The following is a 12,838-nucleotide window of genomic DNA, read 5'->3' on the forward strand; positions in this document are numbered from 1 at the left end:
CGTCCGGGCCGTGGCCGAGCTGCTGCCGGCGCTGCAGGGTGCGGGCCGCGGCGAGCTGGGCGCCGTGCTGACCGCGCGCGACGCCGCACTGACCGGACGCTCGCGGGCGCTGGTGGAGGGGGCGGCGGCGCTGGCGGAGCTGCTGCGGGGCAACGAGAAGGCCGCCGACCCGAGGTGATCCTCGGTCCGGCGGCCTGTGCTGGCTCCCCCGACTGGACTCGAACCAGTAACCCTTCGATTAACAGTCGAATGCTCTGCCAATTGAGCTACAGGGGATCGGCGCGAGGCCCAACACTAGCAGCCGTGCGGCGAGATGTCGTACTCGCGACGCAGCTCCCGCATCGCCCGCTGCGTGGCCTCCGCCACACCCGGCGCGCTGGCGCTGGTGCCGCGTTTGAGGTGCACCCGCCACTCCAGCGCGGTCGGGGTCGCGGTCGCGCCGGAGGCCGGCAGCGCGCGGCGTCCGCTGAGGGTGAACTCGGCCCCGGTGGCGGCGTCGGTGACGTCGCGCTGGACGACGATGGTGGCGTTGACCCGTTCCCGGAACACCTCCGGCAGCCGTCCGGGGTCGGCCAGCCGCAGCTGTCCGCGGCGTCCCTCGGCGGTCGTCCACCGCAGCAGCCGGTCCGGTCCGCTCCAGCCGCCGTGCTCGATCTGGTGCCAGCCCAGCAGCTCCCAGCCCGCTTCCGGGCCGCGGTCGACGGCGAGCACGTCGGGCAGCGCGGCCACCAGGCCGCGGTCGGACTCGGCCCAGCGCAGCACTCGTGGTTCGGCACCCACGACCTCGCGCAGCGCGGCCAGCCGGTCCGCCGGCAGCCGCCGCCCGCGCAGCCGGGACCACCACGAGCCGGCCGTCGGGCTCACTCCGAGGTGGCCTCGGCGTCCAGGTCGGACAGGAAGGAGTCCGCCCAGTGGCTGATGTCGTTGTCGAACACCTGCTTGCGCAGCGTGCGCATCCGCCGGGCCTTGTTGGCCTCGCTGTCGTTGGCGGCCAGCTCCAGCGTCGACTTGATGTCGTTGATGTCGTAGGGGTTGATCTTGTAGGCCTGCTTGAGCTCGTAGGCCGCCCCGGCGAACTCGCTCAGCACCAGGGCCCCGTTGTCGCCGTCGCGGCAGGCCACGAACTCCTTGGCCACCAGGTTCATCCCGTCGCGCAGCGGGGTCACCACCATGACGTCGGCGGCGGAGTACATCGCCGCCATCTCCTCGCGTGGGAAGGAGGCGTGCAGGTAGACCAGCGCGGAGCGCCCGATCCGGCCGGCCTCGCCGTTGATGCGTCCGACCAGCATGTCGATCTCGTCGCGCAGGTGGCGGTACTCCTCGACCCGCTCGCGCGACGGGGTGGCGACCTGGACGAAGACCACCTCGTCGGGGTCGAGCCGTCCCTCGGCCACCAGCTCGCCGAACGCGCGCAGCCGCTGCTTGATGCCCTTGGTGTAGTCGAGCCGGTCCACACCGAGGAACATCACCTTCGGGCTGCCGAGGTCGCGGCGGATCTCGTGGCTGCGGGCGGTGACCTCCGGCGTGCGGGCCAGGTCGTGGAAGCCCTGGGAGTCGATCGAGATCGGGTAGGCCTTGGCCCGTGCGACGTGGCCGTCGGGCAGGGTCACCCGGTCGCGCCTGACCTGCACCGACAGCCGCTGGCGCACCAGCCGGAGGAAGTTCTGCGCGGCACCGGGCAGCTGGAAGCCGATGAGGTCGGCGCCCAGCAGACCCTCGCTGATCTGGCGCCGCCACGGCAGCTGCTGGAACAGCTCCACCGGCGGGAAGGGGATGTGCAGGAAGAAGCCGATCCGCAGGTCGGGACGCAGCTCGCGCAGCATCTGGGGCACCAGCTGCAGCTGGTAGTCCTGCACCCACACCGTCGCGCCGTCGTCGGAGACCTGGGCGGCGCGCTCGGCGAAGCGGCGGTTCACCCGCACGTAGGCGTCCCACCACTCGCGGTGGAAGGCGGGCGGGGCGACCACGTCGTGGTACAGCGGCCACAGCGTGGCGTTGGAGAAGCCCTCGTAGTACTCGGCGACCTCGTTGGTCGACAGGGGTACCGGGACGATGGTGATACCGCCGTCCTCGAACGGGTCGAGGGTCTCGTCGGGGGCGCCGTGCCAGCCGACCCAGGCACCCTCGTTCTGCTTCATCACCGGCTCCAGCGCGGTCACCAGGCCGCCGGGGGAGGTGCGCCAGGCCACGCTGCCGTCGTCGGTCACCACCCGGTCGACCGGTAGCCGGTTGGCCACCACCACGAAGGAGGCCGAGACCTCGGTGTCGCGCTCCGACTGTGCTCTCGTGCGTGTGCCTGCCATGATGCGGCCGAGCCTATCGGCGGGACACCGACGTCCGGCGCCCGGGGTTGGCGCGGCGGAGCCACCTCCGACAGGCTGGCCCCATGACCGAGCTGACCACCGCGGCGCTGGCCGAGACCCCGGAGGGGCGCCGCTGCCTGCAGGCGATGCAGGACGACCCGGGCTCCGCCCTGGTGGCCTTCGACTTCGACGGCACGCTGTCCCCGATCGTGGAGGACCCGGCCCGCGCCGTCGCCGACCCGGACGCGGTGGCGGCCCTGGGCCGGCTCGGTCGTCTGGTCGGCACGGTGGCCGTCATCACCGGACGCCCGGCGCGCACCGCGGTCAGCCTCGGCGGGCTCGACCGCGTGCCCGGCCTGGAGTCGATGGTCGTCCTCGGCCAGTACGGGGTGGAGCGCTGGGACGCCGCCACCGGGGAGTTCCAGATCCCCGAGCCGCCGGCCGAGATCGACGACGTCGAGGCCGCCCTGCCAGGGCTCTTCGCCGAGCTGGGGCTGGACGACGTCCGCCTCGAGCACAAGGAGCGGGCGATCGGCCTGCACACCCGCCAGTCGGCCGACCCCGCCGGCACCTTCCAGGCCCTGGTCGAGCCGGTCCGGAGGCTGGCCGAGGAGCACGGGCTGACCGTCGAGCCCGGGCGCAACGTGCTGGAGATCCGCCCGCACGGTCACGACAAGGGTGATGCCCTGCGCGCGCTGGTGGCCGAGCGGGGCGCCCGCGCGGTGGTCTTCGGCGGGGACGACCTCGGTGACCTGCCGGCCTTCCACGCCGCCCGCGGATTGCGGGAGGAGGGGCTGACCGCGCTGCTGGTCTGCTCGGCCTCCGACGAGGAGGAAGCCCTGCAGCAGCTCTCCGACGTGGTGGTGCACGGCCCGTCCGGGGTGGCCGCCTGGGCCTCGGCCGTGGCCGACCTGCTGGAGGGTCGCGCCGCCTCCTGACCGCCTCCCGCCGGTACAGTGACGCACCGACCACCGCACGGGGGCGTTAGCTCAGCCGGTCAGAGCAGGGGACTCATAATCCCTGGGTCGCGGGTTCGAGCCCCGCACGCCCCACCCGGACCGCCAGCCCGGACGCCCGTCGTCCCCGACCGGTGGCACTCACCGTCGCAGCGGGCGGGAGATGGCGTCGTCCAGGGCTGGCATCCACTGGTCCCTGGTCGCCGCCATCGACCGGGCCGCCGGTGGCTGGGCCGGCGGCGGCGAGCCCCCGCGAGATCGTCACCGCTGAGGTGGCGGGTGCCAGGTGAGCTCGTCCGGCGGGCGAGCGGTTCGTCGTAGTCGACCTCGCTCCGAATCCGGGCAGCAGGAGATCGTCGGTCACTCGGTGCCGCGGATCGGACGGTCCTGACCGCTGTCCGGGCCAGGGCCGGCGAGGCGGAAGTGGCCGAGCACGTCCATGGCGATCGACCGCGGGCTGCGGTCGGCCGTGTCGAACGCGCGCTCGTCCTGGTCGACGGACCGGAGCCGGTGGGCCAGTTCCTCGTGGCGCTCCAGATGCCACTGCAAGGCGTCGGAGCGGTCGGCCGGGTACCGGCGGCGCAGCCGTTCTGCGACGACCTCGGCCCCGGCCTCGAGCCGGACCGGGCGCACCGGCAGGCCAAACGCCTGCTCGTACCGTCGCCGGTCGGCCGGGGCCGTGAGGACCCCGCTGACGACCAGCTGCCGGGAACCGGTCTGCCGGTAGTTCTGCCAGACCGCGGCCAGGTTCGTCGCCTCGACGAGGACGTTCTCCGGGTCGTCCGGCGCAGGAGGCCAGGACCGGTGGAACCAGTCCACGTCCATCAGGCTGAAGGGCCGGCCGGCCGCGGCGAGAAGGTCGCCGACGTGGTCGAGGACGGCCGACTTACCGACGCCATAGCAACCGTTCAGGAAGATCGCGAAGTCGCCGGTCGTCACCCGTTGGAGTCTAGAGCGGGAGCTGCTGCACGAGTGGCGACACCGATCTGTGGTGCCTGACGGCCTCGGGCACCTGGTCGAGGACCGCGGTCGCCAGCGCGGGGAACAGCGGGGTGAGGTCGGTGCCGCGCCGCGACACCAGCACGCGTGGCGCCGCCGGTGTGCCCGATGAGGGCGCGATAGCCGTCGACCTTCGGCTCGAACACCCGTCCCGGCCCGCTCGGCAGCTGCTCGGCCGCGCCGGGCTCCATCGTCCTGGCAGCCACGGTCGCTCAGCTGCCGGCGGTGGGTCCGCCCAGGTGCCGGGCCAGGAACCGCTCGAGGGTGGTGTACAGCTCGATGTTGCTGTCGGGGTTGATGAACCAGTGGCCCTCCTCCTCGTTGAGCAGGTACTCGACCTCCGCATCCCGGGCGCGGAGGGCCTCGGCGATGCGGTCGGAGTGCCGGCGGGCGACCCGGACGTCGTTGGCGCCGTGGATGAGCAGCACCGGTGCGGTGATGTCGTCGACCCGGCTGAGCGGTGAGCGGGCGCGCAGGTCGGCCACCTGGCCGGGGTCCTCGGGGTCGCCGATGTAGCGCAGGTAGCTGTTGGCCACCAGGCGACGAGCGAAGGGGACGACCGAGCCGATGAAGTCGACGAGGTCGGACATGCCGGTGTAGCTGACGGCGGCGGCGAAGCGGTCCGGGGTGAAGGCGGCGCCGACGAGGGCGGCGTAGCCCCCGTAGGAGGAGCCGTAGATCGCGACCCGGTCGGGGTCGGTGATGCCCTGCGCGACGGCCCAGTCCAGCGCGTCGACGAGGTCGTCGTGCATGCGCCCGGCGAACTCGCCGATGGCGGCCTGGGTGTGGGCCTTGCCGTAGCCGGTGGAACCGCGGAAGTCGACCTGCAGCACCGCGTAGCCGCGGTTGGCCAGCAGCTGCACCTCCGGGTCGTAGGTCCAGCTGTCGCGGTACCAGGGGCCGCCGTGCACCAGCAGCACGGTCGGCAGGCCGCGCGGCTCCACCCCGGGCGGCAGGGTGAGGTGGCTGGGCAGGGAGAGGCCGTCGCGGGCGGTCAGCGTGACCGGCCGCACCGGGGCCAGGTCGGTCGGGTCCAGGTGCGGGTGGCGCCGGAAGAGCCGGCGCGCCCGGCCGGTGGCGTGGTCGTAGGTCCAGGTGGCCCCGGGCTCGCGGTCGGAGACGAACTCGACCAGCCACCGTCGCGCCGTGGTGTCGCAGGACAGGTGGCCCACCTCGCCGTCGGAGAGCTCGGTCAGCCGAGGCAGCACCTCGGCGAAGTGCGGGTCGAGGGCGTGGATCTCCTGCCGGACACCGAGGTAGCGCGCACCGAGCAGGTCCCCGGTGCCGGGGTGGACGATCAGCGCCGGGGGGAAGCGGGTGTCGGCGTCGGGACGCGGGGTGTCCAGGTCGAACACGGGGTGGCTGTCCACGCCGGTCTGCTCGCCGGTCTCGAGGTCGACGCGGACGAGGCGGGTGCGGTCGGAGCCGCGGTTGGACCCCACCCAGAGCCCGTTCCCGTCCGGACTGGGCACGGCGGGGAGGACCCCGAAGATCATGTCGGTGCCGAGGAAGCGGGTGATCAGCCGACGCCCGCCGGCGGTCCACTCCCAGAGCAGGTGGTCCCCGTTCTCGGCCATCGTGAAGAACAGCGTCCGCGCGGCGGTGCCGAGCCAGCCCACGACGTCGCCGGGGTTCTCCGCGAGCAGGACGAGCTCGCCGGTGGTCAGGTCGAGCCGGAAGAGGTCGGCCAGCTCCGGTCGGCGCCGGTTGAGCTCGACGAGGACGGTCCCGGGCTGGTCCGGCAGCAGGTGCAGACCCAGGAGCCGCACACCCGGGAAGGGCGTCAGGTCGACCGGGGGCTCCTCGGGGCGGGTCGGGTCGGCCCGGTGCAGGTGGTAGTTCTCGTCACCGTCCCCGTCCTGCTGGAACAGCAGGTAGCGCCCGTCCACGGACCAGGTGAAGGTCTCGATGTTGCGCCGCGTCTCGGCCGTGACCCGCCACGCCCCGGAGGACCCGTCGGCGTCGTCGGTCGACCAGTCCGCGTCGAGCGGACGGACGAAGACGTTCAGGCGGTGCTGCCAGGGGGCGAGGACGGCCACCTGCGTGCCGTCCGGGGAGAGCACGGCCCGGCTGAGTGCAGGGAGGTCGAAGAGCTCTTCGACGGAGATGTGTCGCGGCTGGTCCATGGTGTGCGCCTCCGGGGGTCGTCGGTCGTGGGGGGCATCAGTCCACACACCGACGTCGCGTCGGGGTCAAGGCAGCGGGAGGGAGGAAGGAGAACTCTCAGGACTCCCGCGTCGGACCTCGTGCCGCACGTTGACCAGGGTGAGCACCCCGCCGAGCACCGGGACCAGGGCGAGCAGCCGGGTGCGCAGCAGCAGGCCGCGGCCCAGCAGGGCCGTCACCGCGACGGCGAGGTAGAGCGCGCCGTGCACCGGTCCGAGCGCGGAGGCGAGACCGTCCGCGTGCACCGTGGCGAGGTTGACCAGCAGGGCCAGCACGCTGAGCAGCTCGAGCACCGAGAGCACCTCCAGCGCCCGCAGCAGCGGTCTCATGCCGCTCCGGGCCGGACCACCATGAGCACGACCACCACCGCCCACAGCAGGTTGAACACCCCGGTGAGCGTCCGCAGGCCACGCAGCCGCGTGCCGTCGTCGGGGGCCTCGAGAGCCTCGCGCTGGATCGGCACGACGCGCAGCGCGAGCAGCCCCCCGGCCACCGCGGTGAGCACCATCGCGACGGTGATCCACACCTCGCCCAGCCGGCCCTGGACCCCGGCGAGCAGCAGCCCGACGACGGGCACCACCAGCGCGAGCACCCCGTAGCCCCGGGTGACCCGGTGCAGCGCGGTGGCGACCGAGCGGTCCGGGGCGCCGCGGCCCGGAGGGTGCCCGACGACCGGGGCGTAGCGCGGGAACAGGCTCGCCGTCACGGCGACCGGGCCCACGAAGAGGATGCCCGCGAGCACGTGGGCAGCCAGCAACACCTTCTCCATGACCTTCAGTCTAACTGAAGGTCAGCGGTCGGCGAACCTCCGGGTGAAGGAGGCCCTAAGCGCCTCGGCGAGGTGGGCGTCCGCAGCCTCGAGGTCGGCGTCGAGGCCACCGACCACCTCCGCCGCGCGGTCGAGGAGCTCCCGTCCCGTCGCGGTGACCCGGATCCGCGAGGCGGCACCGACCTGCTCGGTCACCACCTCCACCAGGCCGTCGGCCGTGAACCCCGCGACCGCGGTGTGGGCGCTCTGCACGGTGATCCGCGACCGCCGGGCGAGCTCGCTGAACGAGATGTCGGGGGTGCTGCGGATGTGGCCGAGCAAGCCGTAGCGGCGCACGGTGAGACCCAGCGGGGCCAGTCCCTCGGTGAGCGCGGACTCCCAGGCCCGGGCGATGGTCAGCAGGGTGATCGTCGGGCTGAACGCCGGCGGCTCGGACATGCCCGCAGGCTAGTGCGCCACCGGCATCTCCGACGTCCTCGCGGGCGGCCTCCCGGACGACCTCTAGGGTCACGTGCGTGATCGCCAGGCTGGACGACCTCGTGGCCGACCGTGCGCTGGTCGTCGACCACGCCGAGGAGGTGCTGGTGGCGCGCACCGTCGAGGAGGTGGTGCCCCTGCTGCGCCGGGTCGAGCAGGCGACGGCGGCGGGACGCTGGGCGGTCGGCTACATCGGCTACGAGGCCGCCGCCGGTCTCACCCCGCGGCTGCAGACCCCCGCCCCCGACCCCGGCGGGCCGCCCCTGGCCTGGTTCGCGCTGACCCGCCGGCCGCGGGAGGAGCGGGCCCTGGCCTCCGTACCGGGCGGCTCCGGGTGGACGGCCGATCCCTGGCGGCTGGGCTGGGACGCCGCCACGCACGCCGAGCGGGTGGCGGCCGTCCGCGACGCCATCGCCCGCGGCGAGACCTACCAGGCCAACCTCACCACCCGCCTGACCGGTGCCGTGCAGGGTGACCTGCTGGCCTTCTACGGCGACCTGGCCCGCCAGCAGCGCGGTGCCCACCACGCCTACCTCGACCTCGGTGACGTCGTCGTCGCGAGCGCGAGCCCGGAGGGGTTCCTGCGCTGGAGCGGCAGCACCGTCACCAGCAGCCCGATGAAGGGCACCGCCGCCCGCGGGCCCACGCCGGAGGCCGACGAGACGGCCCGCCGCGCCCTGCTCGCCTCGACCAAGGACCGCGCGGAGAACCTGATGATCGTCGACATGGTCCGCAACGACCTGTCGCGGGTGGCGGTGCCCGGCACGGTCCGGGTCACCGACCTGTTCCGCTGCGAGCGGTACCCGACGGTGTGGCAGCTGACCTCCGACGTCTCCGCGGAGGTGCCCGCCGACCTCGGCCTGGTCGAGCTGCTCACCGCGCTGTTCCCCTGCGCCTCCATCACCGGCGCCCCGCGCGAGCGGACCGTCGAGCTGCTCGCCGCCCTCGAGGACGGCCCCCGCGGCGTCTACACCGGCGCGGTCGGCATGGTCGCCCCGCCCGGGGAGCCGGTGCGCGCCCGCTTCAACGTGGCCATCCGCACCGTGGTGGTCGAGCGGACCACCGGTGCCGCCCGCTACGGGGTCGGCAGCGGCATCACCTGGGGCTCCGAGGCCGCGACCGAGCTCGCCGAGCTGGAGGCCAAGACGCGGGTGCTGCCGACCCGTCCCGAACCCGAACCAGCGCTGGTGGAGACGCTGGGGCTCCGGCCGGTCGACGGCGTCCCGACGCTGGTCCACCTGGAGGCGCACCTGGCCCGGCTGGCCGCCTCGGCGGACCACCTCGACATCCCGCTCGACCTGGGACGGGTCCGCGAGGCCCTCGCCGCGGCCACCGCCGGGCTGACCTCGGCCCGGGTCCGGCTGCAGGTGGAGCGTGACGGCCGCTGCGCGGTCACCATCGCCGAGCTGCCCCCGCCGTCCGCGGCGCCGGTCCGGCTGGCGCTCGACCCCGAGCCGGTCGACCCGTCCTCGGTGTGGCTGCACCACAAGACCACCCGGCGCGACGTCTACACCGAGCGCCGGGACCGTCACCCCGACGCCGACGACGTGCTGCTCGTCAACGACCGCGGCCACGTCACCGAGAGCACCGTCGCCAACCTGGCGGTGCTCCTGGACGGGCGGTGGTGGACGCCGCCGCAGGAGGACGGCCTGCTGCCCGGCGTCGGACGCGGACGCCTGCTCGCCGACGGCACGCTGGCCGAGCGCCCGCTGACCCCGGACGACCTGCGCCGCGCCGACGGGCTGGCGCTGGTCAGCTCGCTGCGCGGGTGGCGTCCCGCGGTGCTGCTCGGGCCGGTTGACCCCGCGGGGGCGGGGTAGCGCAGGAGGATGGACGACACCCGCGAGCGGGTCGAGGCGGCCTTCCGCGCCGTCCCGCGTGCCCGGTTCCTGCCCGAGGACGTGCGCGACCTGGCGGAGGAGGACCGTCCGCTGCCGATCGGCCACGACGCGACGAACAGCCAGCCCAGCACCGTCCGCGAGATGCTGGTGCGGCTCGACCCGCGCCCGGGGGAGACCGTCCTCGACGTCGGCAGCGGCTCGGGCTGGACCAGCGCGCTGCTGGCCGAGCTGGTCGGGCCCGGCGGACGGGTCGTCGCCGTCGAGCTGGAACCGGCGCTGGTGGCCCGCTCCCGGCCGGTGCTCGCGCCGTGGCCGGTGGTCGAGGTGCACCAGGCCGACCCGGACGTCCCCGGGGTGCCCGCCGGCGCGCCGTATCCCGCGGTCCTCGTCTCGGCCGACGCCCCGCCCGAGCTGGCCGAGCTGCTGGCCCGCCAGCTCGCCGACGGCGGCCGGATGGTCGTCCCGGTGGGCGGGCGGATGCTGCGCTACCGGCGGCGCGGGGACGAGGTGGAGCAGGAGGACACCGGCGGGGTGTGGAGCTTCGTCCCGCTCCGCTGACCCGGCGCGCGATGCCGTCAGGTGGTCGGCGCGCTGCCCGGCAGCTGCTGCAGCGTGCCGGTCTGCGTGCGGCGCACCGCGTCCAGCAGCGCCACCGTCATCAGCACCAGCCCGAGGACCGGGGTGAGGGAGGCCAGCACCAGCTGACCGGTGTCGTAGGTCAGCTCGACGTCGGCGCCACCGGGCAGCGTCTCCCACGGCGCGGCGGCGACGTAGACGGCGAACACCAGCCCGGTCGCGCGCACCGCCATCGGCACCTGCGGCCGGGCCATCACCAGCGCCAGCGGCACCACCCAGACGAAGTGGTGGCCCCAGGAGACGGGGGAGGCGAGCAGGCTGGCCACCCCGAGCAGCGCGACCGCCAGACCGGTCTCGCCCCGCCGGTGCCACAGCACCGCCACCGCGATCCCGAGCGCCGCGGCGACCGCGCTCACCGCGAGCCCGGTCAGCTCGCTGCCGGGGGCGAGGCGGAAGATGCGCAGCCAGGCCCCGCTGATGGACTGGTTGGCGTAGTAGATGACGCTGCCGCCGAGTCCGGACTCACCGGAGGCGAGCCGGGTCCAGAACGCCCACGAGCTGCGGGGCATCACCAGCGCCGCCAGCAGCCCCAGCCCGAGGAAGGTGCCGAGGGCGACCGCGGCCGAGCGGCGGCGTCCGGCCAGGAACAGGTAGGGCACGGTGATCCCCGGGGTGAGCTTGAGCGCGGCCCCCAGCCCGCTCGCCCAGCCCTCCGGCAGCAGCCGGCGTCCGCCGGTCCACCGGTCCAGGAAGCGGGCGCCGGGCACCAGGTCGAGCACCACCAGGGCGACCAGGATGATGCCGAGCTGGCCGAAGGCCAGGGTCTGCTTGACCGGCTCGACCAGCAGCACCACCCCGGCGGTGGCCGGTCCGAGGGCCCAGCCGCGCACGTTGAACCGGTACATCACCGCCAGCAGCAGCGCCACGTTGAGCACCACCCAGCCGATCTCGACCACCGCCACCGGCAGCGCGGTCAGCGGCACCGCCAGCAGGGCGGCCAGCGGCGGGTAGAGGAAGGGCAGCTCCGAGCCCTCGTCGTAGACCGGCAGCTGCTGCAGCACCTGCCCGCCGGCGCGCAGGTAGACCCCGAGGTCGACCATCACCGAGCGCCACGGCACGACGGTGCCGCCGAAGGTGGTCGCGGCCGCCCACAGCCCGGCGAGCAGCGGCAGCGCGAAGGTGGCGAGCGCGTGCCACCACCCCGCCGACGTGCTGCCGGCCGGGGCCGGGACGTCGTCGGGGCGGACGGGACCGCGCTCGAGCTCCACCACGAGAGCAGATGCTACGGGCGTCCGGGCCGGCGCGACGTCGACGCGGCGGTCAGAGCCAGCCGCGGAGGGTCCGACCGACCGCGGAGTCGGCGTTGGAGCCGATCACGGTGGCGCAGAGGTCCGACAGCGACGGGTGCGCCTCGGCCATCACGTGCGGCCGCCCGGCCCACGACAGCATCGCCCGGTCGTTGGGCATGTCGCCGAAGGCGGCCACCTCGTCGGGGGTGATCCCCCGCCGCTCGCACCAGTCGGCGAGCGCGCTGGCCTTCGTGACGCCGGGGGCGCTGAGCTCCAGCAGGCCGGTGCCGTCGGCGGCGGAGTGGGTGACGGTCAGCCGCTCACCCACCACCGGACGCACCCGGGCGGCCAGCTCGTCGGGGTCGAGGTCGGGCTGCTGCACCAGCAGCTTCACCGCACCGGGGACGGCGACCAGCTCGGCGGTCGGCAACCGGCGGACGTCCCCGGCGCCGTCGCCGCGCAGCTGGTAGCCCTCGCCGACGTTGAAGGTGACCCCCTGCTCGGTGGCGAACCGGCTGCCCGGGACGGCCTCGGCGATGTCGCGCACCACGGCGGCCAGCACCTCCGGCTCGATCGGGCTGCTGCGGAGCACCTCCTCGCGGGCGACGTCGTAGAGCATCGCGCCGTTGCTGGCGACCACCACCGAGTTCGCCAGCCCGAGGTCGGCGACCACCTGCAGCCAGCGGATCGGGCGCCCGGTGGCGAAGACCACCTCGATCCCGGCCGCGAGCGCGTCGGCGACGGCCTGCCGGTTGAGCTCGGAGACGGTGCCGTCGGGGGAGAGGAAGGTGCCGTCGAGGTCGCTCACCACCAGCCGGGGACGCCAGCCCTCCGGCTCGGGCGTCGGCGTCCGCGGGCTCGCCGAGGTGTCGGGCTGCCGGTCGGTCGCACCCTCGGGGTCGAGCTCGCCCTCGCGGCCCGCCGCGGGCTCCAGCCGGCTCGTCACAGCCGTGACCTCGGCGTCGGCGAGCCCGGACCGGCGGACTCGGTGGGCGTGTCACCCGGCGACGGCGAGGCCGAACGCGACGGCGACTGGCTGGGCGAGCCGTCGGTGGGGCTCGGGCTGGCCGAGTCCGACGGGCTGGCCGAGTCGGACGGGCTCGCGGAGTCCGACGGGCTCGCCGACTCCGGGGACGGCGAGGCCGAGTCCGGCGGCGGGGAGCCGGACTGCGGCGAGGAGCTCTGGCCGGTGGGCGGCGGCGGCGCCTGCGGCGGGTCGTCGTGGAAGATCCAGATCGCGATCAGCACCGCCAGCGCGGCCAGCAGCAGCATCAGCAGCCAGGACACGAGGATGCTCACCCAGCCGGCGCGGGTGTGGCGTCCGGGCCAGGGCAGCGGCCACAGCCGGGTGAGCCCGGGGCGGACCCGGTCGATCCAGTAGTGCTGGTAGTCGGGGCCGGCGGGCCGGCCCTGCGGCGGCAGCATCGCCAGCTGGACGTCGTCGAGGATGGCGCGGGTGCCG

Annotated in this window: 12 protein-coding genes, 2 tRNA genes and 1 pseudogene; 4 read left to right on the forward strand and 11 right to left on the reverse strand. The window is 74.6% G+C overall.

The genetic code is table 11. The features are described 5' to 3' along the window. Positions 1–200: 200 nt before the first annotated feature. The 3 genes from DVA66_RS09750 to DVA66_RS09760 form a co-directional block, all read right to left on the reverse strand. Positions 201–276, reverse strand: a tRNA-Asn gene (locus tag DVA66_RS09750). A gap of 18 nt (positions 277–294) precedes the next feature. Continuing rightward, positions 295–864 (reverse strand): hypothetical protein, encoded by a 570-nt coding sequence (locus tag DVA66_RS09755; RefSeq protein WP_114559910.1) that lies wholly within the window; start codon positions 862–864, stop codon positions 295–297. Then, complete coding sequence (locus DVA66_RS09760; RefSeq protein WP_114559911.1) at positions 861–2,303, reverse strand: alpha,alpha-trehalose-phosphate synthase (UDP-forming); 1,443 nt, start codon at positions 2,301–2,303, stop codon at positions 861–863. The genes DVA66_RS09755 and DVA66_RS09760 overlap by 4 nt, the downstream gene beginning before the upstream one ends. An 83-nt stretch (positions 2,304–2,386) precedes the next feature. Here DVA66_RS09760 and otsB point away from each other — a divergent pair, with 83 nt between their 5' ends. Both otsB and DVA66_RS09770 read left to right on the forward strand, forming a co-directional pair. Then, positions 2,387–3,241 carry a trehalose-phosphatase gene (gene otsB, locus DVA66_RS09765; RefSeq protein WP_114559912.1) on the forward strand — a complete coding sequence of 285 codons (855 nt, stop codon included), beginning with the start codon at positions 2,387–2,389 and terminating at the stop codon, positions 3,239–3,241. A gap of 40 nt (positions 3,242–3,281) precedes the next feature. Beyond that, positions 3,282–3,355, forward strand: a tRNA-Ile gene (locus DVA66_RS09770). A 264-nt stretch (positions 3,356–3,619) separates the two neighbouring features. Here DVA66_RS09770 and DVA66_RS09775 read toward each other — a convergent pair. The 5 genes from DVA66_RS09775 to DVA66_RS09795 all read right to left on the reverse strand — a co-directional run bounded on the left by DVA66_RS09775 (position 3,620) and on the right by DVA66_RS09795 (position 7,631). After that, positions 3,620–4,198 carry a hypothetical protein gene (locus DVA66_RS09775; RefSeq protein ID WP_114559913.1) on the reverse strand — a complete coding sequence of 193 codons (579 nt, stop codon included), beginning with the start codon at positions 4,196–4,198 and terminating at the stop codon, positions 3,620–3,622. 272 nt (positions 4,199–4,470) lie between these two features. Beyond that, positions 4,471–6,384, reverse strand: a complete 1,914-nt coding sequence (locus tag DVA66_RS09780) for a S9 family peptidase (protein ID WP_114559914.1) — start codon at positions 6,382–6,384, stop codon at positions 4,471–4,473. A gap of 66 nt (positions 6,385–6,450) precedes the next feature. Then, entirely contained in the window at positions 6,451–6,753 is a 303-nt protein-coding gene (locus DVA66_RS09785; RefSeq protein WP_114559915.1) for a hypothetical protein, read from the reverse strand. Continuing rightward, positions 6,750–7,193, reverse strand: coding sequence for a hypothetical protein (locus DVA66_RS09790; protein WP_114559916.1), 444 nt, complete (start codon positions 7,191–7,193; stop codon positions 6,750–6,752). The genes DVA66_RS09785 and DVA66_RS09790 overlap by 4 nt, the downstream gene beginning before the upstream one ends. Positions 7,194–7,214: 21 nt before the next feature. Beyond that, a complete protein-coding gene (locus DVA66_RS09795; RefSeq protein ID WP_114559917.1) occupies positions 7,215–7,631 on the reverse strand; it encodes a MarR family winged helix-turn-helix transcriptional regulator in 417 nt (138 codons plus the stop codon). A gap of 77 nt (positions 7,632–7,708) precedes the next feature. Here DVA66_RS09795 and DVA66_RS09800 point away from each other — a divergent pair, with 77 nt between their 5' ends. Then, positions 7,709–9,490: a chorismate-binding protein gene (locus DVA66_RS09800; RefSeq protein WP_114559918.1), complete on the forward strand. Its 1,782-nt coding sequence runs from the start codon at positions 7,709–7,711 to the stop codon at positions 9,488–9,490. Between the two features lie 9 nt (positions 9,491–9,499). Continuing rightward, positions 9,500–10,069, forward strand: a complete 570-nt coding sequence (locus tag DVA66_RS09805) for a protein-L-isoaspartate O-methyltransferase family protein (protein ID WP_114559919.1) — start codon at positions 9,500–9,502, stop codon at positions 10,067–10,069. Between the two features lie 17 nt (positions 10,070–10,086). On the opposite strand, the gene DVA66_RS09810 is transcribed toward DVA66_RS09805, so the two are convergent. The 3 genes and pseudogenes from DVA66_RS09810 to DVA66_RS09820 all read right to left on the reverse strand — a co-directional run. After that, positions 10,087–11,358 (reverse strand): glycosyltransferase 87 family protein, encoded by a 1,272-nt coding sequence (locus tag DVA66_RS09810; RefSeq protein ID WP_114559920.1) that lies wholly within the window; start codon positions 11,356–11,358, stop codon positions 10,087–10,089. 49 nt (positions 11,359–11,407) lie between these two features. Next, entirely contained in the window at positions 11,408–12,322 is a 915-nt protein-coding gene (locus tag DVA66_RS09815) for an HAD family hydrolase (protein ID WP_114559921.1), read from the reverse strand. Continuing rightward, positions 12,319–12,838: pseudogene (locus tag DVA66_RS09820) on the reverse strand (hypothetical protein); the annotation flags it as partial. The gene DVA66_RS09815 and the pseudogene DVA66_RS09820, both read right to left, overlap by 4 nt.

Source organism: Desertihabitans aurantiacus (assembly GCF_003344635.1).
GTDB classification, from domain to species: Bacteria; Actinomycetota; Actinomycetes; order Propionibacteriales; family Propionibacteriaceae; genus Desertihabitans; species Desertihabitans aurantiacus.

What these genes read in the sequence shown, in the direction of transcription:
- DVA66_RS09760 (WP_114559911.1), bottom strand. Translation starts at nt 2,303, where the DNA reads ATGGCAGGCACACGCACGAGAGCACAGTCGGAGCGCGACACCGAGGTC.
- otsB (WP_114559912.1), top strand. Translation starts at nt 2,387, where the DNA reads ATGACCGAGCTGACCACCGCGGCGCTGGCCGAGACCCCGGAGGGGCGC.
- DVA66_RS09780 (WP_114559914.1), bottom strand. Translation starts at nt 6,384, where the DNA reads ATGGACCAGCCGCGACACATCTCCGTCGAAGAGCTCTTCGACCTCCCT.
- DVA66_RS09785 (WP_114559915.1), bottom strand. Translation starts at nt 6,753, where the DNA reads ATGAGACCGCTGCTGCGGGCGCTGGAGGTGCTCTCGGTGCTCGAGCTG.
- DVA66_RS09790 (WP_114559916.1), bottom strand. Translation starts at nt 7,193, where the DNA reads ATGGAGAAGGTGTTGCTGGCTGCCCACGTGCTCGCGGGCATCCTCTTC.
- DVA66_RS09795 (WP_114559917.1), bottom strand. Translation starts at nt 7,631, where the DNA reads ATGTCCGAGCCGCCGGCGTTCAGCCCGACGATCACCCTGCTGACCATC.
- DVA66_RS09805 (WP_114559919.1), top strand. Translation starts at nt 9,500, where the DNA reads ATGGACGACACCCGCGAGCGGGTCGAGGCGGCCTTCCGCGCCGTCCCG.